This window comes from Thiomicrolovo immobilis, assembly GCF_039645955.1.
In the GTDB taxonomy this organism is placed as follows: domain Bacteria; phylum Campylobacterota; class Campylobacteria; order Campylobacterales; family Sulfurimonadaceae; genus Thiomicrolovo; species Thiomicrolovo diazotrophicus.
On record NZ_CP147916.1, the window covers coordinates 2,098,000 to 2,119,368 of the forward strand.

General features: G+C 59.8%; 21 protein-coding genes. 11 read left to right on the plus strand and 10 right to left on the minus strand.

Annotated features, from left to right (window positions below):
- Window positions 1-8 precede the first annotated feature (8 nt).
- Window positions 9-563, plus strand: coding sequence for a CDP-alcohol phosphatidyltransferase family protein (locus WCX72_RS10915; RefSeq protein ID WP_345969794.1), 555 nt, complete (start codon window positions 9-11; stop codon window positions 561-563).
- Here WCX72_RS10915 and WCX72_RS10920 read toward each other — a convergent pair.
- From WCX72_RS10920 to bamD, 5 genes are all read right to left on the minus strand, one after another.
- The gene (locus tag WCX72_RS10920) at window positions 532-756 is read right to left on the minus strand and encodes a hypothetical protein (RefSeq protein WP_345969795.1); all 225 of its coding nucleotides are present in this window, start codon (window positions 754-756) and stop codon (window positions 532-534) included. The two genes, WCX72_RS10915 and WCX72_RS10920, sit on opposite strands and share 32 nt — an antisense overlap.
- The gene (locus WCX72_RS10925; protein ID WP_345969796.1) at window positions 753-1,739 is read right to left on the minus strand and encodes a HAMP domain-containing sensor histidine kinase; all 987 of its coding nucleotides are present in this window, start codon (window positions 1,737-1,739) and stop codon (window positions 753-755) included. The genes WCX72_RS10920 and WCX72_RS10925 overlap by 4 nt, the downstream gene beginning before the upstream one ends.
- Entirely contained in the window at window positions 1,736-3,106 is a 1,371-nt protein-coding gene (locus WCX72_RS10930; protein ID WP_345971555.1) for a DNA recombination protein RmuC, read from the minus strand. The genes WCX72_RS10925 and WCX72_RS10930 overlap by 4 nt, the downstream gene beginning before the upstream one ends.
- A 99-nt stretch (window positions 3,107-3,205) precedes the next feature.
- Window positions 3,206-5,629: an endopeptidase La gene (lon, locus tag WCX72_RS10935; protein ID WP_345969797.1), complete on the minus strand. Its 2,424-nt coding sequence runs from the start codon at window positions 5,627-5,629 to the stop codon at window positions 3,206-3,208.
- Window positions 5,629-6,381, minus strand: a complete 753-nt coding sequence (gene bamD / locus WCX72_RS10940; protein WP_345969798.1) for an outer membrane protein assembly factor BamD — start codon at window positions 6,379-6,381, stop codon at window positions 5,629-5,631. Before bamD ends, lon begins: the two co-directional genes overlap by 1 nt.
- A gap of 247 nt (window positions 6,382-6,628) precedes the next feature.
- Between bamD and WCX72_RS10945 the strand changes: the two genes are divergently transcribed.
- Window positions 6,629-8,146 (plus strand): DEAD/DEAH box helicase, encoded by a 1,518-nt coding sequence (locus WCX72_RS10945; protein ID WP_345969799.1) that lies wholly within the window; start codon window positions 6,629-6,631, stop codon window positions 8,144-8,146.
- A gap of 3 nt (window positions 8,147-8,149) precedes the next feature.
- Here WCX72_RS10945 and WCX72_RS10950 read toward each other — a convergent pair whose 3' ends face one another.
- Genes WCX72_RS10950 through gspG form a run of 3 tightly spaced genes read right to left on the minus strand, consistent with a single transcriptional unit; the run spans window position 8,150 to window position 10,370 of the window.
- A complete protein-coding gene (locus WCX72_RS10950; RefSeq protein ID WP_345969800.1) occupies window positions 8,150-9,364 on the minus strand; it encodes a type II secretion system F family protein in 1,215 nt (404 codons plus the stop codon).
- Window positions 9,365-9,373: 9 nt separating this feature from the next.
- On the minus strand, window positions 9,374-9,940 hold the full coding sequence (locus WCX72_RS10955) for a type II secretion system protein (RefSeq protein WP_345969801.1): 567 nt from the start codon (window positions 9,938-9,940) through the stop codon (window positions 9,374-9,376).
- A complete protein-coding gene (gspG, locus tag WCX72_RS10960; RefSeq protein ID WP_345969802.1) occupies window positions 9,918-10,370 on the minus strand; it encodes a type II secretion system major pseudopilin GspG in 453 nt (150 codons plus the stop codon). Before gspG ends, WCX72_RS10955 begins: the two co-directional genes overlap by 23 nt.
- Window positions 10,371-10,528: 158 nt before the next feature.
- Between gspG and WCX72_RS10965 the strand changes: the two genes are divergently transcribed.
- From WCX72_RS10965 to WCX72_RS11005, 9 genes are read left to right on the plus strand one after another with little or no spacing between them, the layout of a single operon-like run.
- Window positions 10,529-11,431, plus strand: coding sequence for a hypothetical protein (locus WCX72_RS10965; protein WP_345969803.1), 903 nt, complete (start codon window positions 10,529-10,531; stop codon window positions 11,429-11,431).
- Window positions 11,432-11,453: 22 nt separating this feature from the next.
- Window positions 11,454-12,371: a hypothetical protein gene (locus WCX72_RS10970; protein ID WP_345969804.1), complete on the plus strand. Its 918-nt coding sequence runs from the start codon at window positions 11,454-11,456 to the stop codon at window positions 12,369-12,371.
- Window positions 12,364-12,771: a hypothetical protein gene (locus WCX72_RS10975; protein WP_345969805.1), complete on the plus strand. Its 408-nt coding sequence runs from the start codon at window positions 12,364-12,366 to the stop codon at window positions 12,769-12,771. Before WCX72_RS10970 ends, WCX72_RS10975 begins: the two co-directional genes overlap by 8 nt.
- Window positions 12,768-13,298, plus strand: a complete 531-nt coding sequence (locus tag WCX72_RS10980) for a hypothetical protein (RefSeq protein ID WP_345969806.1) — start codon at window positions 12,768-12,770, stop codon at window positions 13,296-13,298. The genes WCX72_RS10975 and WCX72_RS10980 overlap by 4 nt, the downstream gene beginning before the upstream one ends.
- Window positions 13,282-14,091 carry a PDZ domain-containing protein gene (locus WCX72_RS10985; protein WP_345969807.1) on the plus strand — a complete coding sequence of 270 codons (810 nt, stop codon included), beginning with the start codon at window positions 13,282-13,284 and terminating at the stop codon, window positions 14,089-14,091. Before WCX72_RS10980 ends, WCX72_RS10985 begins: the two co-directional genes overlap by 17 nt.
- Window positions 14,075-15,982, plus strand: a complete 1,908-nt coding sequence (gene gspD, locus WCX72_RS10990; protein WP_345969808.1) for a type II secretion system secretin GspD — start codon at window positions 14,075-14,077, stop codon at window positions 15,980-15,982. The genes WCX72_RS10985 and gspD overlap by 17 nt, the downstream gene beginning before the upstream one ends.
- A gap of 2 nt (window positions 15,983-15,984) precedes the next feature.
- Window positions 15,985-17,499 (plus strand): GspE/PulE family protein, encoded by a 1,515-nt coding sequence (locus tag WCX72_RS10995; RefSeq protein ID WP_345969809.1) that lies wholly within the window; start codon window positions 15,985-15,987, stop codon window positions 17,497-17,499.
- A complete protein-coding gene (locus WCX72_RS11000) occupies window positions 17,499-17,972 on the plus strand; it encodes a prepilin-type N-terminal cleavage/methylation domain-containing protein (protein WP_345969810.1) in 474 nt (157 codons plus the stop codon). Before WCX72_RS10995 ends, WCX72_RS11000 begins: the two co-directional genes overlap by 1 nt.
- On the plus strand, window positions 17,969-18,583 hold the full coding sequence (locus tag WCX72_RS11005; RefSeq protein WP_345969811.1) for a prepilin-type N-terminal cleavage/methylation domain-containing protein: 615 nt from the start codon (window positions 17,969-17,971) through the stop codon (window positions 18,581-18,583). Before WCX72_RS11000 ends, WCX72_RS11005 begins: the two co-directional genes overlap by 4 nt.
- 6 nt (window positions 18,584-18,589) lie before the next feature.
- Here the strand turns inward: WCX72_RS11005 and dxs are convergent, their stop codons facing one another.
- Together dxs and WCX72_RS11015 are read right to left on the minus strand one after the other, a co-directional pair.
- The gene (gene dxs, locus WCX72_RS11010) at window positions 18,590-20,425 is read right to left on the minus strand and encodes a 1-deoxy-D-xylulose-5-phosphate synthase (protein WP_345969812.1); all 1,836 of its coding nucleotides are present in this window, start codon (window positions 20,423-20,425) and stop codon (window positions 18,590-18,592) included.
- 74 nt (window positions 20,426-20,499) lie between these two features.
- Window positions 20,500-21,357, minus strand: a complete 858-nt coding sequence (locus tag WCX72_RS11015) for a hypothetical protein (RefSeq protein WP_345969813.1) — start codon at window positions 21,355-21,357, stop codon at window positions 20,500-20,502.
- Window positions 21,358-21,369: the final 12 nt, after the last annotated feature.

Sequence of the window (21,369 nt, forward strand, 5' to 3'; positions counted from 1 at the left end):
ATGCCGCCATGAAATTTCTTTACCGTGCTGACAACCATTTCAATCTGGCCAACCTCTTTACGATGGTCAATATCGCCAGCGGACTCCTGGCCGTCTATTTCATCAGCCAGAACAACTTCTTTACCGCGATCATCTTTGCCTGGATCGGCGGGGCCTTTGATATTTTCGACGGTAAAATCGCGCGTAAATATGCCCTCTCGAACGAGTTCGGTATCCAGCTCGACTCCTTCGCCGACTTCCTCTCCTTTGTGCTGGTACCCGTCTTTCTGATCTTTCAGGCGGTGTACACGGGACTGGACGGCGCACTGTTGCTGCTCTCAGGTGCCGTCAGCATCTACTACGTCGTCAGCGGCCTGCGCCGCCTGATCCAGTTCAACATCAACGCCGAAGAGGGAAGCGTCGAAAAATACTTTACCGGCGTCCCGACCCCGCTCGGCGCCATTTTGCTCTGGCTGGCCTATCTCACCGCCGCCTATGGCTTTACCAACGCCTACATCGTCATGGGGGCGATGGTCCTGATCGGATGGCTGCTCAACTCGACGGTGAAGGTCCCCCACCCGTAGCCTCTTGCCGGAAGCGGCACTCGCCTACCGTCACCGTCTTCCCCTCTTTCGTCGCCTCCAGCACATACGCGAGGATCCCTTCCGGGTCCGCGCCGCCCATCTCCTCGCTGATGATCCGCAGCGCATCCTCACGCCGGGTCGGCACCCAGCGCGTCTCTTTGACAAAACAGGTCAGCAGGCGCAGGCTGCTCATTCCTCTTCCTCCGTCTGGTGTTTGCCGATTTTCAGGTAAAAGCAGGCGCCTTGTTCGATATTGTCAAAGCTCAGCTCGCCGTTGCAATGCTCCTCGACGATGTTGCGGGCCATGTAGAGCCCGAGGCCGGCGGCACGGCTGTCGCCCTTGGTCGAAAAGTAGGGTTCGAAGATCCGGTCGGCGATGTCCGCCGCCACCCCGCCGGCATTGTCACAGAGGCGGATGACGACGAACTGCCCCGTTTCATAGCACTCGATCTCGATGCGCGGCAGTGCGATCCGCCGTTCGACCAGGGCCTCCTTCGCATTATGAAGCAGGCTGATCAATACCCGGATAATCTCGTTTCGGTAGAGGGGGAGGGTCATCGAGCACTCCAGGCGCGTCTCGACCCGGATATCCGTTTCGGCCAATTCGAGCGCCAGCAGGGAGAGCGCGCTCTGCACGGCTTCGGAGAGATCCACGGCTTCGCGGACGGTATCGGGGCGGAAGAACTCCTGCCACTCCCCCAGGCTTTCGAGCATTGATGTCGCGATCAGTGCCGCGGCTTCCGCCTGCTTCGACCGGTCGCCACCTTTTTCCGGGAGCGTGGCGAGCCGTTGCAGCGGCTCTCGCCAACGGCTTGCGACCAGTCCGACCGTCTCGTCCATGGCATTCGTCAGCGAACGCTGCATCCCCAGGCGGTCGCTGCGGCGCTGCCCCTCCACCGCATCCTCTACCCTGGCATCTACCGTCGCATTGAACTCCTGCAGCGCGTTGTCGCGAAGGCGCACCTGCTCCCGGTAGCGCAACAGCAGCGTGTAGCCCCAATAGCCGGAAAAAAGAATGGAGAGAAGGACCGTCAGGGCGACAAAGGCAGTGCCGACGATCAAGGTATCCTGCTGCGGGTCGCCATCATACAGCGTATAGAGAATGCTCTCAGCAATGAAGGCGAAGAGCACAGGGATCGTCGCAATCAGCCAGGGGAGCACTCCGTCGCGTTTCATTCCGTCCCCTCATCCTTGCCCGGCAGTGCTTTTTTCGGACTGAGCCCGAGCTTCTTCATCTGTTCTGCGCGGCGGATCAGGTTCCCCTTCCCGCTGGAGAGCTTGTTCATCGCCGCCTCCCACTGTCCCTGGGTTTTGCCGAGCTGGTCGCCGATGCGCTCCATGTCCTCGACGAATCCGACGAACTTGTCATACAGCGCTTCCGCCTGCCGCGCGATCTCCGCGGCGTTTTGCTGCTGCTGCTCGGTCCGCCAGATATTCTCGATGGTGCGCAGCGTCGCCAACAGGGTCGATGGGCTTACGACAATGATGCGGGCATCGTACGCTTTTTTAAAGAGTCCGCTGTCGTTCTGCAGTGCCAGGTGGAACGCCCCTTCGATCGGCATGAACAGCAGCACGAAATCCAGCGTCCGCATCCCCGGCAGGTTTTCGTACCGTTTTTCGGAGAGCCCTTTGATATGGGCATTGATCGAGACGAGGTGCTGGCGGAGCGCTTTGGCTTTCTGCTCGGGGTCGTCGCTGCTCATAAACTGTTCGTAGGCGACGAGGGAGACCTTGGAGTCGATGATGACACAGCGCTCCTGGGGGAGGAACACGACCACGTCGGGGCGCAGCATGTTTCCCTTGTCGTCCTTGTAGGTGCCCTGGGTCTCGTACTCGTGGCCCGGACGAAGCCCCGAGCTCTCCAGCACCCGCTCCAGCACGATCTCCCCCCAGTTCCCCTGGGTCTTCGTCTCCCCCTTGAGGGCGTTTGTCAGATTGAGCGCATCCTCGGCGATCCGTTCGTTAAGCACCTTGAGTCGTTCGATCTCGCTTTTGAGCAGGTGACGTTCCTTGCTCTCTTCGACATATTGGCTTTGTGTCTGCTTGGAGAAAGCGTCGATCTGTTCGCGGAAGGGTTTGAGCAAAAGCTGCAGCTGCTGCTGATTCGCTGCGTCAAAGGTCTTCGCCTTCTGTTCGAAGATCTTATGCGCCAGCCCTTCGAACTGTGCGCCGAGCGCCTGCTTCGCCTCATCGAGCAGGCGGAGCTGCTCCGTATGCTGCTTCTGCGCCTCCTCGTAGCGGGTCTGCAGCACCGCAAAATCGCGTTCCAGGCGCTGGTGGGCCTGCCGGGCGTTTTCGAGCTGCAGCGTCCCCGCTTCCACGCTGCCCTGAAGCCGCGCCTCCTCTTTCGCGCGCCACGCCAGCGTATCGTTCAGCCGGATAAGCTCCTGGTCGCGCTGCTGAAGCACCGCCTGCTGCGCTTCGGCGGCCTCCCGCGCCGCCTCCAGGGCCGCCCCCCGCCGGCGCAGAAGCAGCAGCATGTACAGCGCCGCAGCCGCCAGCAGCAGGGCTATCAGGAGAGGAACGATCTGGTAAGGGGTCATAGTATCCACGGGCACGCGCTTTTTTAGATTCTGAATTTTGATATTGATTATAGTGAGAAAATGGTTATGAAAGCGTAAATGAGGCAGCCCGGGGAGGGCTTATTCCGGCAGCAGCGTCAGTTTGAGCACCTCTTCGATCCGTTCGACCGGGACGATCGTCACCACTTCCTTGACCTCGTCCGGGATCTCGTCGAGGTCGCGCTCATAGTTCTTTTTCGGGATGAGCGCCGTGTGCATTCCCGCCTTGTGCGCGGCGATCAGTTTCTCCTTGAGCCCGCCGATGGGCAGCACGTTGCCGCTGAGCGACACCTCGCCCGTCATGGCGATCCCGGCGCGCACCGGCTTGTTGCTCAGGATGGAGGCGATCGCCGTGCTCATCGCGATCCCCGCACTCGGTCCGTCTTTGGGCGTCGCGCCGTCGGGGACGTGGATATGGAGGTCGTAGCGCTTGTAGACTTCGCTGGCGTCCAGCGTCGTCTGCTCCTCCTGCTCTTTGAAGGTACGCGGGATAATGGCGTGGTCCACCTTGACCTTACCGTTGTCGATCTGCGTCTTGACGACGCTCATCGCGATACGCGCGGACTCCTTCATCACCTCGCCGAGACTGCCGGTAAGCTGCATCTGCCCCTTGCCCTTGATACGGATCGTCTCGATCTTGAGCACATCCCCGCCGACGGCGGTCCAGGCCAGCCCGTTGACGACACCGACGCGGTTGACGTTGTCGGTCTTCTCGATCTCGAAGACCGTCTTGTCCATGAACTCTTTGAGGTTCTTGACCGTCACCGAGACTTTGCCCAGCGTAGGGTCTTCCAGGATCATCTTCGCCGATTTGCGGGCGATGTCGGCGATGCGGCGGCGCAGGTTGCGCACCCCGGCTTCCCGGGTGTAGCTGTGGATCAGCTCCTTCATCGCCGGCGCGGAGACCGTCACCTCCTGTTTTTTCAGTCCATGCTTTTTGAGCTCCTGGGGCAGCAGGTATCGCTTGGCGATCTCAAACTTCTCCTGGGGCGTATAACTGCTCACACCGATAAACTCCATCCGGTCGCGCAGCGGGGCCGGGATCCGACCGACGTCGTTGGCCGTCGCGATGAAGATCACCTGGCTCAGATCGAGGTCGAAGTTGACGAAATAGTCGCGGAAATGGCTGTTCTGTTCGGGGTCGAGAATCTCGAGCAGCGCCGCCGTCGGGTCACCGCGGTGGGACATCCCCACCTTGTCGATCTCGTCCAGGACGACGACGGGGTTCATCTTCTTCGCGTCGATGATCCCCTGCACAACCCGGCCCGGCATCGCGCCGATGTAGGTGCGACGGTGCCCGCGCAGCTCATTGACGTCTTCAAGCCCGCCCAGGGCGATCCGGACCAGGGGGCGTTTGAGCGCGGTGGCAATAGAGTTCGCCAGAGAGGTTTTCCCCACGCCCGGAGGGCCCGCGAAACAGAGAATGGCACTGCCGCCCTTCTGCGCGCTTTTGCCCCGAAGCTCCATCAGCTCTTTGACGGCGAAGAACTCGGAAATCCGCTTCTTCGGTTTTTCAAGGGAGAAGTGGTCCGCATCGAGCTGAGACTCGACGTTCTCGATCTTGAGGGCTTTTTTGGCAAGTTTGCCGAAGGGGATCTCCAGCACCCACTCGAGGTAGCCCTGGATCATCCCCGCGTCGGCGGAGTCGGGGTGCAGGCGCGCATAACGGTCGAGCTGCTTGGAGATCTCTTTGTAAGCGTCTTCGCCCATGTGCTCTTTCATCGCTTCGAGCTGCTTGCGATACTCGGCGATCTCCTCTTCGCGCTGGTTGTCGACGCCCAGCTCCTGCTGGATCTCTTTGAGCTGTTCTTTGAGGAAGTACTCTTTGTTGATCTGCTCCATCTTCGTGTTGACTTTGGTGCGGATCTCGCGCTGCAGCTTGCTCGCTTCGATCTCCTCGATCAGGTAGTCGATCAGCAGCAGCAGGCGCTGTTCGGTATCCGCCTCGACGAACATCTCATACGCGCGCTGTTTCGGGAGCTTGACCGTGCTGCAGATCAGGTCGGCAATGCGGTTGTACTCCTGGGTCTCCTCGATGGTGCGCAGCAGGTCCGGCGGGAAGAAGTTGCTCACCTGCGACAGGGCCCGCACCTTTTCGCGCACGACCTCGAGGATCGCGTCCATTTTGATCTCGTTGACAGGCTTGGGGTCGATGGTATCGACCAGTACCCGCAGCGGGTCTTCGCCCCGCGCTTCCATCGCCTTGCCCCGCGCCAGCCCCTGGAAGAGGACCTTCACCCGGCCGTCGGGCAGCGAGACCTTGCGCATAATGGAACCGATCACCCCGGCGTCATGGATGCTCTCGAGGGTGCGTTCGCCCTCCTGCCCCTCCTTCGTGGGACAGACGATGACAAGCGAGTCGTGTTCGATCGCATAGGTCACCGCCGCGATATTCTCATCGTCTTTGAGAAACAGCGGCGAGATCATGAACGGGTAGAGGAACAGCCCGTCTTCAAAAATGACCGGCAGTTCGGTCGGGAAACTAGCATAATGGTCCAGTTGCATTACTCTTCCTTCATATCGGTTCGGTTTTCATCGGCTACGTCATTGTAACTGTGGCGGGAGACAACGCTCTGGGTGTCGGGGATGATGAAGGCGTACCAGCTCGCATGGCCGTCGCCTTCGAAGATCCGCCGGTACCACGCCGTCTGCGCCGGGTCCACTTTTTCCCAGTCGATCCACGGCTGGGGTTTTTTCCCGCGGTAGAACGCGGCGGCTTTCGGTTTGTCAAGCCGGTCGTAGAGCTCCGCGATCGATTCGTTCAGGGCCGCTTCGGCGAGGTAGAGCCGCGTGACCATCGTATCGACGACCGGGGCGTACGTCGAACGGGGGTAGAGGCGCAGGAAACGCTCGCCCTCCGCGATCGCCTCGTTGATCAGCCCCTGGTCGCGGCGCGGGTTAGGCAGGGCCATGTATTTGGCCTTGACCTTCATATACTCGGCGTACTCGCGTTCGGCGGGGGTCGCGTAGCGCTTGATGTATTCGGTCAGGAAATGCTCGGCGAGCAGGTACTCCTCCGACTGCAGGTGTGCGATCGCCATGATCATCGTCGCCTCGGGCAGCAGCGGCGAGCCGATATGCTCGCTCTGCAGGGAACTGTAGTAGTTGTCCGCCTTGTCGAGGTTGCCGTCGGAAACGGCCGCGACCATCTTCTCGTACCAGTACGCGGCCGGTTTGTTGTATTCGTCAAGTTCTTTGGTACAGCCGCCGAAAAGGACCAGCAGCGTTATCAGGGTTGCAATTGTTTGTTTTATCATTCTCTCCCACACGGGTTCCAAAAAGTGAAGCCATTTTAGCGAAAAAAGTTAAAGGGACGCGCCGCGGCGCTCCCACAAACCAGTACACACCGCAAAAGGCAAAAATTTCGCTATAATTGCATTTAAATTTACCGGGCCCGATCAAACTATCCTTCCTGCTTATTAAGCCGCTTCAGAAAATGCAACTCAATTTTTGATTCACTTCAGTCGCAACGATGGTTTAGCCGTGTCCGTTTCAAGAGAGAAAATGCAGACACCCCCCATCGAAACACAAGACGATACCGTCGCCGCACCAACGGCCTCCTTTGACGATTTCGGGCTCCGCCCGGAGATCCTCCAGAGCATCCGCTACGCCGGTTTCAAAGTCCCCAGTCCCATTCAGCAGCAGGCGATCCCCCTCGTCCTTGAAGGGCGCGACGTCGTCGGCCAGGCCCATACCGGGACCGGGAAAACCGCCGCCTTCGGCCTGCCGACGCTGAACCAGATGGCCCTTGACCGCGGCGTCGAGGCACTTATTATCGTCCCGACCCGCGAACTGGCCAACCAGGTCAGCGACGAGCTCTTCAAATACGGCAAGAAGCTCGGCATTCACACCGTCACCGTCTACGGCGGCAGCTCCTACAACCGCCAAATCGGCCTGATCGAGCGCGGCGCACAGGTCGTCATCGCCACGCCGGGCCGCCTCAAGGATATCCTCGAGCGCAACATGCTCGCCGATTTCGCCCCCTCCACCGTCATCCTTGACGAAGCGGACGAGATGCTTGACATGGGCTTCCTCGACGACATCAACACGATCTTCGACTTCCTGCCGACGGACCGCCAGACCCTGCTCTTTTCAGCCACGATGCCCAAGCCGATCAAGGCCCTTGCCGAACGTATCCTCGTCGATCCCGCCTTTGTCTCCATCACCCAGGAGGAGACAACGAACAAGGATATCGCGCAGCAGTATTATGTCATCGAAGAGAATGAACGCGACGACGCCATCATCCGCCTGCTCGACGCCGAAGAGCTGGAGAAGACCATCGTCTTCTGCCGCACCAAGCGCGAAGTCGACCGCCTCTCCAATGTCCTCTCCTCCGTCGGCTACAACGCCAAGGGACTCCACGGCGATATGGAGCAGCGCCAGCGCGAATCCGTCATCAGGGGCCTCAAAGAGAATGCAATTGACATTCTTGTCGCCACCGACGTTGCCGCACGCGGGATCCATATCAACGACGTCAGCCACGTTATCAACTACCATATCCCCTTCGATCCCGAGAGCTATGTCCACCGCATCGGCCGGACAGGACGCGCGGGCCAGAAGGGGGTCGCGATCACCCTCGTCACCCCGCTTGAGTTCAAAGAGCTGCAGCGCATCCGCAAGATCGTCGGTACCCAGATGGCCCACTCCTTTATCCCGACAAAACAGCAGGTACAGTCCAAACAGATGTCCCGCCTGGTCAACGAGATCGAAACACAGAAGATCTACGATGAAGCGACCGAACTCTTTAACGCGCTGTGCGATGACATGGACCAGACACAGATCGCCTACAAGCTCATCTCGCTGCTGATGAAGAACCTGAACGTCAAAGGACCGCAGACGATCGGTGTCCCCAAACAGCGCCTGGATAAGATCATGGAAGCGATGGAACGCAACGATAGAGGCGGACGTCGCGGCGGCGGCAAACCGCGTCGCGGCGGCTATAACAACAACCGCCGCCGCCAAGGCGGCGAACGCGGCCACGGCGAGTCGAATCAGGGCCGCTCCCGCGGCGGACGCCGCTAGGCCCTAACTGATATTCATCGAGAAGATCGGCAGCAGCATCGCGGTGACGATGAAGCCGATCACCCCCCCTACCAGCAGCATCAGCATCGGTTCCAGCAGCGAGAGGAAAAGCCCGATCTTATCCTTGTTCTCCTCGAAATAGAGCTCGGAGAGGTTCTGCAAAATCGCCGTCACCTCGCTCGTCTCCTCCCCCAGCGCGATCGCCTGGGCAAAAGAGGGATCGATCTCAAACCCCTCCCGCAGCAAGGCATTGGAAAGCTTTGAACCTTCAACGACCCGGTCCGAAGCACCGGCGAACTTGCGCTGGAGCACCTGGTTGTGCAGGACGTTCGCCGAGAGGTTGATCGTCTGCGCGAAGGGCACCCCCGAACGGATCAGCACCGACGCGATATAGGAGAAGCGCCCCAGCTCCGAGGTCTGAACGACCTGCCCAAAAAAGGGGAGTTTCAGCTGCAGCAGATGCACGCCGAACCGGAAAGGGCGGTTGTACTTCATCGCCGAGGCGAAGAGCCCGATCAGCGCCACTATCCCCACCACGAGCCCGATCCAGTGGGCAGTAAAGAAATCCCCCGTTGCAATGACGAACTGCGTGACCGGCGGCAGCTCCTGGTCGAGCTGGTCGAAGATCCCGGTGATCTTCGGAACGACGAAGGTGATCATGAACGCTACCATGAAGATCGAGACGACGATGATAAACGAGGGATAGGCGAAAGCGCTCTTGATCTGCTTGCTGATGCGGTCCTGCTCTTTGAGGAAGATCGCCATCTCCAGCAGAACCTCCTGCAAGATCCCGCTCTCTTCGGAGACGCGGATGGACTGCTTGTAGAACTCCGGCAGGGCCAGGATATTCTGCCGCTCCAGCGCCTGGTAGAAACTTTTCCCCTCGTCGAGCATCGTGATGATACTGCTGAGGAAATTCGTCATCTTCTTGTTTTTCGCATACTGGTTCCGGGCCAGCTTCAGGGCGTTGACAATTGAGATGCCCGATTTGATGTAGATGGAGAGGTCGCGGCTGAGGATGGAGAGCTCATTCGCCCCGGCGACTTTTTTCCGCGAAAAGTTCAGACGGCCGACGGCGGCGCGCTTCTCCGCTTCGAGCTTGGTATAGAAGATCCCCTGGGAGCGGAGGCGCTTTTTCGCCTCCTCCAGGTCGGCGGCTTCGAGGACCCCCTTGGTCTTCTTGCCGTCTTGCAACAGGCCCCGATAGGCATATACCATTCTTTCCCCTTAAAAGTCGTAGACCCGTTTGTCGTCGGGTATCAGTTCCGTGCGGTTGTAGGCCGCCGCCGCGTCGTCGAGCGCCTCGAAGCTCCGCGTCGGTTCCCCGTAGGCGTCAAACAGATAGAAGCGCTCTCCCGATTCGACGATATAGCTCGAGCTGCTGTCGTTCGCCCGGAGCCTGAAGGCGAAGCAGACGTTCACGACATCCGTCTCCCCCCTGCGCACAGGCACGAAGGTGAAGGGTACAAACTGGCCGTACCGGTCTTTGCGGTAGACGGTGGGTTCCTGCTTGAAAAGGGTAATATCCGCCCCTTCCACCGGCTGGCCGTCGACAACGACGCTGCACTGCGCACAGGGCTCCGGACAGACGAGCGACACCTCCCCCTGCTCCGTCCGGAAAAGGGAAAGATAGTCGCGCAGCGTCTCCAGCGACACCGTCTCCCTCCCCTCCGTCGGGGCGCGGCCCGTTGTCAGCTTGTTGATGAAAACGCCGTAGAGGATGGCGATCAGTATGACAACCAGCAGCAGTTCAAAGAGGGTAAACCCCTTCCTACTGCTTGATGCACTCGGCATAGGTGATATCTTTGCTCTCCGCGCTGCCGCCCTCTTTACGGTCAGCCCCCAGCGAGATCAGGTTGATCCCCTCTTCGCCCGGGACGTAGATGTAACGGTTCTTCCAGGGATCTTTGGGCAGGACGCCGTCTTGGAAATAGCCGCCCGCGCTGTAGTTGGGGTACTTCTCCGCATCCGGGTTCTTCGCTAGAGCCTCCAGTCCCTCCTCCGCGTCGGGGTAACTCCCGTTATCGAGCCGGAACATATCCAGGGCGTTCTTGATCCCCTTCATCTGGACGCAGACGAGTTTCTGTTTCGCCTCTTCGCTCTTGCCGATCAGGTTCGGCATGACCAGCGCCGCCAGCAGCCCCAGAATGATGATGACGATCATCAGCTCCATCAACGTAAACGCCCGGCGGGCCGCACCGCGGTAGACTTTTTTGCTCTGCATGCACATCCTTGGAACCCTTCGCAACATACGGTATCACCCCGCTTCACGAAAGATAATTTTTTCGGCGATTATAGTATACTTAAAATAAACAGAGATAAAATGCTGGTCCAAAGCACGGAAAGAGGTATGATTTGCACCGAAAAGGGATAGCGCTGCTGATGACGCTCGCCTTCGTTACCGCCATCGCAGCCCTGATCGCCGTCGGGGGAAGCATCCTGGAACGGGGCTATAGCCAGACGGAGACGAAAGCCTTCCTCGTGCAGAGCAACACCCTGCTGCCAAGCATCTATGCGATCCTGAAACAGAATACCGGCGACATCAACGACTCCGACACCCTCGATATCCTCTTGAGCGTACCCCTCTTCTTCGAGAACAAGCGCAACGGGATGATGATGGACATCACCTTCGCTTCGGATGCCGGGAAAGTCAACATCAACCACCTCGTCAAAAGTAACAGCGAGGTTACGGCGGACCCCTATGCCCCCCTCCCCCTCGACCCCGCGGTAGAGGGTTACCTTGAACGTATACTGACCGTTTACAATGTTTCCGATACCATTCTGCTCATTTCCATGGTAGCGGACAGTATTGATATGGACACCAACGAACGTTTTCCGGGCTCTGAACTCAGCCTCAAAAGCCCGGATTTCACCCAGGGGCACCTTTACGACATGCAGCATTTCAAGCAGGTGCTCGACGCCTACAAGCTGCTGACGCAGGATTTCAACATCGACGACATCCCCTGGGAACACCTCATCGGCTTCCGCAATGAGGCCATCGACTTCAACCATATCGAACCCGATACCCTCCACTTCATCGACCCCGCCATCGACCCGGCGACTCTGGCGGAGATCACGACCAAGCGGGTCGCGACCTATGCCTCCCTCGACACCCTGCCCTTCGAACCGGAAACGAAACAGCTGCTGGAGGACCTCGGTGTCGCCTTTTACTCCCCGGACGTGATCGGCACCATGAGCCTCCTGAGCAAAACCCGTAAGACGGCGTACACCTTTACCTATAATCTAGCCAACCAGAAAGTGAGCGAAATTGCAGTTTCCAATTAAGTTCCCCCGCTCGGAAACGCCCGTGACCACCCTGCTCCTTGACAAAGAGGCGCAGCCTGTCGACGTTCAGGGGAGGGTCGATCTGGTCCTCTCCCCGTCGCTGTACTGGTTCCGTTCCGAGGCGCTTCCCGTCAAAACGGTCTTCCAGGCCAGAAAACTCGCCCCCTCCGTCTTTGACGCCATTGTCCCGGAGGGCGTCTACAGCTACCATGTGCTCAAGCGCGACGACACTTTCTGGCTTTTTGCCTACAACGAAGAGCAGATCATCGATACCATCGCCCGGTCGGGTATCCGCCCCACCGACGTCCGGCACCTCTATTTCGCTCAGACCGAGTGCGCCGCCCTGGAAACCCCGCTGCGCCTCGGGGGGACACGGATCCTCTCCAGCGTCGACGGCGTCGTCACGGAACTGCCCGCCCGGTATGCCGCCGATGCCGAGGATGCGCGCCATTTCTTCAAGACCCATGCACGCAAAGGGCCCGCCGTCGGCATCACTCTCTACCACAGTGCCCTGCTGGACAAGAAGCAGTTCAAACGCCTTAGCATCGTCGCCGCCGTTTTCGCCCTGCTCTACGGCATCGAATATTTTACGGCTCGCGCCCATCTGGCCAGCGTGCTCGAGGAGCAGGAGAAAATCGCGGACACCTACCGCCTTCCCCAGACCTCCTTTGAGCGCAACGGGCTCATCAGCGCCCTGGAAAAGAAGCAGAAGCGTCAGACCCGGCTGCGGGAGACGGCCAAAGCCCTCTTTGACCTGCCCGCCGATACGGAGAACCACCTGGAACGTCTGACCCTGACCCCGCACAACCTGACGGTCAGCGCCGTTTTCAAAGAACCGGCGAAGGCCGAGGCATTCAAAAAAGCGCTCATGCGCATCGGAACCATCTCCTCGGACAAACGCAAGGGCGACACCCTCTACCTGGAGGTGGCGTATGAATAAGATCAATATCGTCTACGTCTTCGGCGCGGCCCTTTTTCTTGCCCTGCTGATGTTCGTACAGAGCAGCCGTACGGAGCACGCCGTCCAGAACGCCCTCAAAGAGAATGCGGAAACGGCACGGTTGGGCAAGCAGATCCGAACCGCGCAGCAGCAGTGGGATGACAGCAAGCAGATACAGCGTCGCATCGACGCCATCTTGATGCAGGGCGAGTTCAAATCCTTTGTGGACCGGAAAAACAAGAACGGACGTACCTACCAGGTACAGTTCACCCCGCTGCCGGCGCAGACCTTTGACCGCCTGAGCACGAAACTCTTCAACACCCCGGTCACGATCTCGAAAATGACCGTCAGCCGGGGGAGCGACCAAAACGTCAGCCTGAGCGTGGAGTTTGCCCTGTGAGCCGCCTGAAGATGCCCCTGTTCTACAGCGTTGCCTTCGTGCTCTTCCTCCTCGTTTTCCTGCCGAAGACGGCCCTCTACCACGCGGCGGAGGAGCAGATCAAGCCCTTCGGCCTCGCCATCGCCGACGAAACCCCGGTGGACCGCGGGTTCGACTTCGTCCTCAGGGGCGGCAGCCTCTACTTCGAGGATCTGCACGTCGCAGACCTCGAACGGATCACCGTGACCCCCTGGCTGCTTTACAACACTGTCCGTATCGCCCCTTTTGCGTTCAGTCCTGATATGGAGGGGTTCACCCCGACCGGCGTCGAGGGCTTCAGCGTCACCTACTCCGTGCTTGATCCGCTGCATATCCGCCTCGAGGGTTCGGGGGCATTCGGCAGCGTTACCGGCCAGGTCGCCCTGATGGAGCGCAAGGTGACGATGGACCTGATCCCCTCCGCCGCCCTGCGCGCCAAGCATCCCTTCTGGCTGAAACAGCTGCGAAGCATCGAAGGAGGGGCATACCGCTATGAAACAACGTATTAATCCGCTCTGGGTACGGCGCTTCATCGTTCTGGCCATCCTCGCCGCCGTCGCCAAAGCCCTGATGCTCGTACTGGCAACGCAGCTGCCCTACGGGGGCGTAGAGCCGACCGTCGCCGCGGGGGAGAGCCTCAGCTACTCCCGCTACACCCCCTCGCGTCTCTTCGGGATCGAAGCGCACAAAGCCGCGCCGAAAAGCGGCGGCAAGCAGACCGAGGTCTACCGCCTCGACGCTCTGACGCTCCGGGGGATCTACCTCGAGGCGCACAACGCTTTCATCCTCGTCGAAGAGGGTGTGAAGACCGAGCTGTTCTCTATCGGCGACCGCTACAAGCGCTACACCCTCGTCGACATCCTCCCCGACAAAGCGATTTTCGAAAAAGACGGGCAGCGCTATGCCCTTGCCTTCAAAGAGGAGAACATGGGGCCTATCGCAACCGCCCCCGTACCGTCATCATCCGTTGTCACCCAAAACGGCTTCACCTCCATCAAACGCAAGGAAGTGCGCTACTACTCCGAACATTTCGACGCGATCTGGCAAAACATCAAAATCCAGGAGGTCTACCGGAACAAGAAGCTCACCGGCTTCGAGGTCAAATGGATCAAAAAGGATTCGATCTTTGCTAAAATGGGACTACAGGAGCACGACATCATTACCGGCATCAACGGCAAACCCCTCACCTCCGTGGCAGAGGTGCTAAAGCTCTACAAGAACATGGACCAGATCGACAACCTGACTCTGGATATCCAGCGAAACAACACAGAAAGGCAGCTTGACTATGCAATTTACGACTAAACTCCTCACCCTGCTCATCGCGGGGGCCCTGGCATTCGGCACTGCCGCAGCCGCACGCGAACAGGTCAATCTGAAGCTCCAGGACATCAAGATCGAGGAGCTGATCAAGATGGTCGGCAAAGCCAACGGCAAGAATATCCTGCTGGACAAGCCGATCCCCGGCACCGTCAACTTCGTCTCCTCCACCCCCATCTACAAAGACGAACTCTTTACGATTCTGCTCTCCGTCCTGAACAGCAAGGGCTTCACCATGGTGCAGGAGGGCAGCTACCTGAAAATCGTCCGCCAGAACGTTGCCGTCAAGGAGAACCTGCCGATTAATGCCCGCAGCGGTTCGGCGCTGATGCAGACGCGCTTTATCTCCGCCAAAAACGAGAACATCGACGTGATCGCGGCAAAGGTCCGCCAGTTCCTCTCCCCGGCCGGCAAACTGCTGACGATCAAAGAGAACAACATGATGATCGTCAGCGACACTCCGGGCAATATCGGCGTCATCGAAACGATCGTCAAAAAGATCGACCGGGATCAGGCCAAAGACGTCCGCGCCGAATTTATCCCGCTCTCCAGTGCCAAAGCGAGCCGCCTGGCCGCCTCCATCACCAAGATCGCCAAAGCGATCATCAACCAGAAAGTCGAGAACAACAAGGTGGAGATCCTCAGCGACGACGCCACCAACGCCATTATTATTCTCGCGACCCAGGAAAACATCGACAAGCTGACCCCGCTCATCAGCCGCCTCGATGAAAAAGACGACTCGACCAATCAGCGTCTGACGATCATCCCCCTCGAGAACAGCGAAGCCAAGAACGTCGTTGCTTCCCTGCAGGCGGTACTGGACAAGAAAAAGTATGCCAAAGAGGCCGACAAGCCGACGGTGAGCGTCTATGACGAACTTAATGCCCTCGTCGTCTCCGGGCTGGAATCCGACATCAACGATATCCGTGCCATGATCAAAGTCCTCGATGTCGAAAAGCCGCAGGTCTTCGTCAAAGCCCGTATCATCGAGATCAACCAAAACATGGCCGACAGTATCGGTGTCAAATACGGTCTCGCTGGCGGGGCCGTCACCGATGCCGGCCTCTTCACCTTCGCCGCCGACCTCGGCGGCGCGGCCATCGCCTTCGACGGCGGCGGGCTGATCAATCTCAGCAGCGCCACCTTCGACTCGGGAATCGCCTTCGGCGCCACGATCGACTTCCTTGCCAGCAACGGCGCGGCGAACACCCTGTCGCAGCCGACCCTGCTCTGTGTGAACAACCAGGAGTCCTCCATCTACGTCGGGCGCACGGAGCCCATCGTCACCTCCACCGCCCAGGCCGCCGACACCACCTCCGTCGCGCGCAACACCTACACCCGCGAAGATATCGGTCTGACCCTCAAGATCAAGCCGCGCCTCTCCCAGGGGAACAAGGTGACCCTGATCACGACGGCCAAGCTTGAGGACATTCTCAACAGCTCCGTCGCGGGGCTTCCGAGCACGACCAAGCGCGAAGTCGTCACCACCGCCATTGTCGGCAACGGCGAAAGCGTCATCATCGGGGGGCTTATCTACGACAAGAACCGCGACGAAGCGCAGGGGATCCCCTACCTGCGCGACATCCCGCTCATCGGCGGCCTCTTCGACTGGCGATACAGTACGCACGAGAAGATCAACCTCGTCATCGTCCTGACGCCGTTTATCGTCCGCAACAGTGACGAGATGACGAAGATACGCAAACTGCTCCAGGAACTTGACGGTATCCAGGACGAATATGAGAAACTGATTGAGCAGAAACTCGAAGAGCGCAAAGAAGAGCTCGATAAGGATGCCTCCGACAGCAACACGAACGATGCTTCCCAGACATCCGCGTCCGACAGTGCCCTCTCCGTCATCACGCCGGCCAAGCGATAACCATGCTGAACATACCCGAACTCGAAGGGGTCGACCTCAAACCCCACCCGCTTGAGTCCGTCGACCTGAACCTCAGCCTGCGCAGCTACGTGCTCTTCAGTGAGATCGACGGCGAGGTCCATATCGTTCTCGGGCGGGCACACCTCTCCCAATCCTTCGATTTCCTGGCCAAGTTCGACCTAGACCTCCCCCTCGTCATCGTCGATGCCGACTCCTTCGACCGCCTCTACAACAAGTTCCTCGAGATCCGGACCGACTCCGAGCTCAGCGGGATCGAACAGGAGCAGGAGGAGATCGAAGAGGAGGAGATGTCGCTTTCGGACTTCCTGCACACCTCCTCGGACCTGCTGACCAGCGAAGAGTCCGCGCCCGTCATCAAATTCGTCAACGCCCTCTTCTATCAGGCCGTCAAACAGCGCGCCTCGGATATCCACGTCGAGGTACACGAATACAAAGGAGAGGTGCGCTTCCGCGTGGATGGGGCCCTCGTCAAGCACGCCGACATCGAGAAACGGGTCGCCAACCTGATCATCAGCCGTATCAAAGTCATCTCCAACCTCGACATCGCCGAGAAACGTGTCCCCCAGGACGGCCGTACCCACGTCAAGATCGCAGGGAAGACCCTCGATGTCCGGGTCTCCGTCCTGCCGACCTACTACGGCGAGCGGGTCGTTATGCGGATGCTGATGCAATCCGAGGATATCCCCCATCTCGAGGGGCTCGGCTTCGACCACGCACTGACACGGCAGCTTGACGAGATGCTCAAGCACTCCCACGGCATCATCCTTGTCACGGGACCGACGGGGAGCGGGAAGTCGACGACGCTGCACGCCTTTTTGCAACAGGTCGCGACCCCCGATATCAACATCATCACCGTCGAAGACCCCGTCGAGTACAAGGCCGACAACATCAACCAGGTCCAGACCAACGCCAAAGCGGGCCTTACCTTCGCCTCAGGACTGCGCTCCATCCTGCGCCAGGACCCCGATGTCGTCATGGTCGGGGAGATCCGCGACAGCGAAACGGCCGAGATCGCCATCCAGGCCGCACTGACCGGCCACCTGGTCTTCTCGACGCTGCACACCAACAACGCCACCGCCTCCATTACCCGTCTCGTCGATATGGGCATAGAACAGTTCCTCATCAGCTCTTCGCTGCTGGGGGTCCTCGCCCAGCGCCTCGTGCGCAAACTCTGCCCCGAGTGCAAACAGCAGTGCGTCCTCGCCGACGAGTATGCCGAAGAGCTCGACCTGCCCCAAGGAGCCGTTGTCTTCGAGGAGCAGGGGTGCAAAGCGTGCAACTACACGGGGTACGCTGGCCGCCAGGCGATCGGGGAGTTCTTCGAAATGACCGATGAACTCGTCGCGATGCTCAAGGACCGGGTCAACGACCACGACCTCCGGGCCAAGGCGATCGCCCTGGGGATGACCCCCCTCTCCAGCCAGCTCAAAACCCTGCTGCTGAACGGAACGACGTCCCTGCACGAGATCATCCGCGTCGGGGTCAAGGACGCCTGATGCGTCCCGCCTTCACCCTCGTCGAAGTGCTGGCCGCCGTCGCGATTGCGGCGATCGCGGGGGCAGCCCTGCTGAAAATGAACAGTTCAAACCTCTTCTTCCTCGGCCAGCTCGAACAGACCTCACGCATGACCGAAGATCTCGCCGTCGCAGCCCTGCATGCCGACAAACGCTTCCACCGCAGTGATAAGGCGTTGTATGACCTGCTGCGCGACAGCTACACCATCGCGAACGACGATCTGCGTGCCTACCTGAAATCCCAGCAGTTCCGCTACACGGAAACCCTGGTCGATACCATCTCATTCGATACCGGGACACTGACCGAAGGTACAGGATCGGGCGAGGAGTTCGATGCCAGGGACATCGAGGCCGCCGGTGCTGTGCCGCCGATCCAGTTCGAACTTATCCAGGTGACACTCAGTGCCGAACGCCGGCACGGTTCCATGCTCACCATCAGGCCCATCTCCCAATGAAACGCACCGCCTTTACCCTGATGGAACTGCTGATCTCCGTCGTCCTGATCGCCATGCTGGCCCTTTTCCTCTACGGGGCCCTTGGGGGAAGCCGCGCCAGCAATCAGACCATGCAGCGCCATGCCGATGCGGAGGCCAAACGGCTCAAACAGTTTACCCTGCTCTACCGCGACTGCGTCGAGTCCTACGCCTTCGGCGTACTCTCCACCAACGACAAGCACTACCAGGTGCTGCAGTTGCAGACGAAGAACTCCCTCTACGGCATTGCCGCGCCGTATGTGACCTACTTCGTCCATGCGGAGACCCTGCAGCTTGTGCGCCTGGAAGCCGCCTTTCCCATTACCCTGCCCGTACCCTACGATGACAGGGAACGCATCCACATCAACGTCATCGACAGCGATGTGACCGACTTTAATATCTATACAGGGAAAGTGAAAGAGACGCAGGATCAGAATAGCACCACCGCAGCGGGCGATTCTGCGGCTGCCGCCGCGGGGACAGAGGGGTCTACAGCAGCACTGGATGGGGGAGCCCGCACGATAAAATCCCACCTGCTCTATCTGAAAACCAAGGGGACGCAGCAACCGCTGCTGATGGAGCTTGCTTTCTAAGAGGCCTTACGCTTCCTGAAGGGTTTTGCGGATCCGCTCCGCAAGCTGTTCGGGGCGCAGCCCCAAGGACGCTTCCACTTTGAGCGTCGCGCCGTGGGTGATGAAGGCGTCTGCGTATTCGAAGCTTTGCAGATGAACATCTCCGATCTCTTCCGCGGCAAGCCACTCCAGCAGGGCGCTTCCCACGCCGCCCGCGGCGGCAGAATCGCTGAAGACGTACCAGCGCTTGTGTCGGGCCGAGAGCATCCTGAGCAATTCCGCATCGAGGGGCTTGGCGAAGCGCAGGTCCAGCAGGGCCGCAGGCATCCCGAGCTGTAAGAGGGTCTGCGCCGCGCGGCCGACCCCGTTACCGTACCCGATCAGCAACAGATCGCTCTGCGCTTCAATCAGCAGCTCCGCCTTGCCGTATTCGAAGGGCGCCGATTCCGGCAGCTCCGCCTCCAAAAATGCGCCCCGGGGGTAGCGCAGACCCAGCGGGCGGTCAAAGGCCGCCGCGAAAGCCACGGCCTGATGCATCGACTTTTCGTCCCGCGGCGCGCAGAGCGTCATGTTCGGGATCGCACGCAGGAAACTGATATCAAAGGCGCCCTGGTGCGTCTCGCCGTCTTCGCCGACGATCCCCGCACGGTCCATCGCGAACACGACCGGGAGGTCCATCAGGCAGACGTCGTGGATCACCTGGTCGTACCCGCGCTGTAAAAAGGTGGAGTAGATCGTACAGAAGGGCTTGAACCCCTCTTTGGCCAATGCGCCCATCGACGTCACCGCGTGCTGCTCGGCAATCGCCACGTCCCAGAAACGGTCGGGATACTTCTCGAGCAGGGGCGTCAGGCCGGTGCCGCTCGGCATCGCCGCCGTGACGCCGACGACCTTCTCATCACGGTCGGCCTGATGCATCAGTGCCTCGGTGTAGATCTGTGTCGCACTCTTGCTTCCCCCGCTTTTCTTCCGCGAGATGCCGCTGTCAATATCAAAAGGACCGACACCGTGCCACTGCTCGTGCTGACCCTCGGCGATCTTGTACCCTTTGCCTTTGACGGTCTGTGCATGGATGATCACCGGTTTGCCCATTGCACGGGCCGTCTCGAAGGTCTCGACAAGACGCTTGATATCGTGACCGTCGACGGGGCCGATATACTCTATGCCCATCTCCTCGAAAATGATGCCCGGCGTGATCAGCTTGAACGACTCTTCAAAGCGCTTGGCCAGGTAGTGCGCCCCTTCGCCGAAATGGTCCACGAAGGTCTCCGTGCCGCGTTTGATCTTCTGGTAGAGCGGGCTCGCCATGGCGGAGCTGAGCATGCGGCTCACGGCCCCGATCGGCTTGGCGATGCTCATCTCGTTATCGTTAAGAATGATCACCATCGGGTACTCGCGCTCGCCCAGTTCGTTGAGCGCCTCGTAGGCCATCCCCGCGCTCAGCGCCCCGTCGCCGATCATCACGACGGGAATCCGCTCGTGCTGCTCCTGCTTGAGCGCGATCGCCTTCGCCGCGCCGACGCCGAGGGAGATGGAGGTGGAGGAGTGTCCCGCGACATAGTAGTCGTGCTCGCTCTCCTTGGGCTTCGTGTAGCCGCTGAGGCCGTCGAACTGGCGCAGGGTGGCAAACTCCTCCCAACGCCCCGTCAGCAGCTTATGGGCGTAGGCCTGATGGGAGACATCGAAAATAAAGGGGTCTTTGGATGAATCAAACACCGCATGCATCGCCACGATCAGCTCGGTCGCCCCCAGGGTGGAGCTCAGGTGCCCGCCGTTGGTACTGACCACGTCCAGGATCCGTTCCCGGATCGCGCGGCACTGTGCCTCAAGCGCTTCATAATCGTGCAATGGTTTTTGATTCATCCTATCCTCGTACAATGGCCTCTCCCTGAAAAAGGGGGAAAAAGGTGAAGCATATTAGCGAAAAGGGGCTATTATCAACCTTCTCCGCCCCGGTGCGTATTCGCGGCTTCAGCTTCAAGTAATGTGATCAGCCCCTCGTGGGGGTGCCCACGGCGCAATGCGTTCAGCAGTGCCGTGCGCGTCCCCGGAGAGAGGCTCCGGTAGATCGCGAGCATCTTCACCGTTGTCTCCGCGGGCCGCACCCTTTTTTGCAGCGCCTTCGCCTTCGCGGCAAAGAGCTCCGCCACCCGCATGCGAAGCCCCTCGTCACAGCTTCCGCTGAACGCCATCCGTTCCCAGACCCGGTCGCGTTCATGGGCACCCATCGCCTCCATGGCTGCGGCGGCTTCCGCCGTCGCCAGCCCGAGAAGGTAGACCGCGACGGTCTGGGGATGTTCCCCCTCGAACAGCCGCGCCGCTCCGAAGGCGGCACGGGCAGTCGGCACGGGTTCCGGTGCCGGCCGTGTTTCAGTGTCCGCTGCAGCTGCCATGGGTGTCGTGATCGAGCCCCTTAGCAGCACAGCGAGCCGACGCGACACCAGTGCCAGCGTCCCCGCCGTCAGAAACAGCAGAAGCATCATGCCTCCCTGCGCCGCCCGGTCGGGCTGCGGCCGGGCCTCCCCCAATGAGAGCCCCTGGCGCTGAAGACGTGCCGCATCGCTTTCATCCACGAGGATGCTGCCGTCCTTCTGAACGCGGTAATCGGCGTCAAGCAGCTCCAGCCGTTCGATCAACCGTGCCGTTCCGACCGGGTCCGCGATGGAACCGATGGCGATCTCCGTATGGATAAAGGTGCGGTAAAGCATCCCTCCTATCAGGAGAGATCCGCACAGCAGAAGCGCGAACAAGACGGCGGTTTTCGGGAGCGATGAAAAACCTTCCGCGCCCTTCATCCCGCCCTCCGG

Bases quoted from the DNA above. Each gene is read 5' to 3' on its own strand.
- WCX72_RS10915 (WP_345969794.1), top strand. From the start codon at position 9: ATGAAATTTCTTTACCGTGCTGACAACCATTTCAATCTGGCCAACCTC.
- WCX72_RS10920 (WP_345969795.1), bottom strand. From the start codon at position 756: ATGAGCAGCCTGCGCCTGCTGACCTGTTTTGTCAAAGAGACGCGCTGG.
- WCX72_RS10925 (WP_345969796.1), bottom strand. From the start codon at position 1,739: ATGAAACGCGACGGAGTGCTCCCCTGGCTGATTGCGACGATCCCTGTG.
- WCX72_RS10930 (WP_345971555.1), bottom strand. From the start codon at position 3,106: ATGACCCCTTACCAGATCGTTCCTCTCCTGATAGCCCTGCTGCTGGCG.
- lon (WP_345969797.1), bottom strand. From the start codon at position 5,629: ATGCAACTGGACCATTATGCTAGTTTCCCGACCGAACTGCCGGTCATT.
- bamD (WP_345969798.1), bottom strand. From the start codon at position 6,381: ATGATAAAACAAACAATTGCAACCCTGATAACGCTGCTGGTCCTTTTC.
- WCX72_RS10945 (WP_345969799.1), top strand. From the start codon at position 6,629: ATGCAGACACCCCCCATCGAAACACAAGACGATACCGTCGCCGCACCA.
- WCX72_RS10950 (WP_345969800.1), bottom strand. From the start codon at position 9,364: ATGGTATATGCCTATCGGGGCCTGTTGCAAGACGGCAAGAAGACCAAG.
- WCX72_RS10955 (WP_345969801.1), bottom strand. From the start codon at position 9,940: ATGCCGAGTGCATCAAGCAGTAGGAAGGGGTTTACCCTCTTTGAACTG.
- gspG (WP_345969802.1), bottom strand. From the start codon at position 10,370: ATGCAGAGCAAAAAAGTCTACCGCGGTGCGGCCCGCCGGGCGTTTACG.
- WCX72_RS10965 (WP_345969803.1), top strand. From the start codon at position 10,529: ATGACGCTCGCCTTCGTTACCGCCATCGCAGCCCTGATCGCCGTCGGG.
- WCX72_RS10975 (WP_345969805.1), top strand. From the start codon at position 12,364: ATGAATAAGATCAATATCGTCTACGTCTTCGGCGCGGCCCTTTTTCTT.
- WCX72_RS10985 (WP_345969807.1), top strand. From the start codon at position 13,282: ATGAAACAACGTATTAATCCGCTCTGGGTACGGCGCTTCATCGTTCTG.
- gspD (WP_345969808.1), top strand. From the start codon at position 14,075: ATGCAATTTACGACTAAACTCCTCACCCTGCTCATCGCGGGGGCCCTG.
- WCX72_RS10995 (WP_345969809.1), top strand. From the start codon at position 15,985: ATGCTGAACATACCCGAACTCGAAGGGGTCGACCTCAAACCCCACCCG.
- WCX72_RS11000 (WP_345969810.1), top strand. From the start codon at position 17,499: ATGCGTCCCGCCTTCACCCTCGTCGAAGTGCTGGCCGCCGTCGCGATT.
- WCX72_RS11005 (WP_345969811.1), top strand. From the start codon at position 17,969: ATGAAACGCACCGCCTTTACCCTGATGGAACTGCTGATCTCCGTCGTC.
- dxs (WP_345969812.1), bottom strand. From the start codon at position 20,425: ATGAATCAAAAACCATTGCACGATTATGAAGCGCTTGAGGCACAGTGC.
- WCX72_RS11015 (WP_345969813.1), bottom strand. From the start codon at position 21,357: ATGAAGGGCGCGGAAGGTTTTTCATCGCTCCCGAAAACCGCCGTCTTG.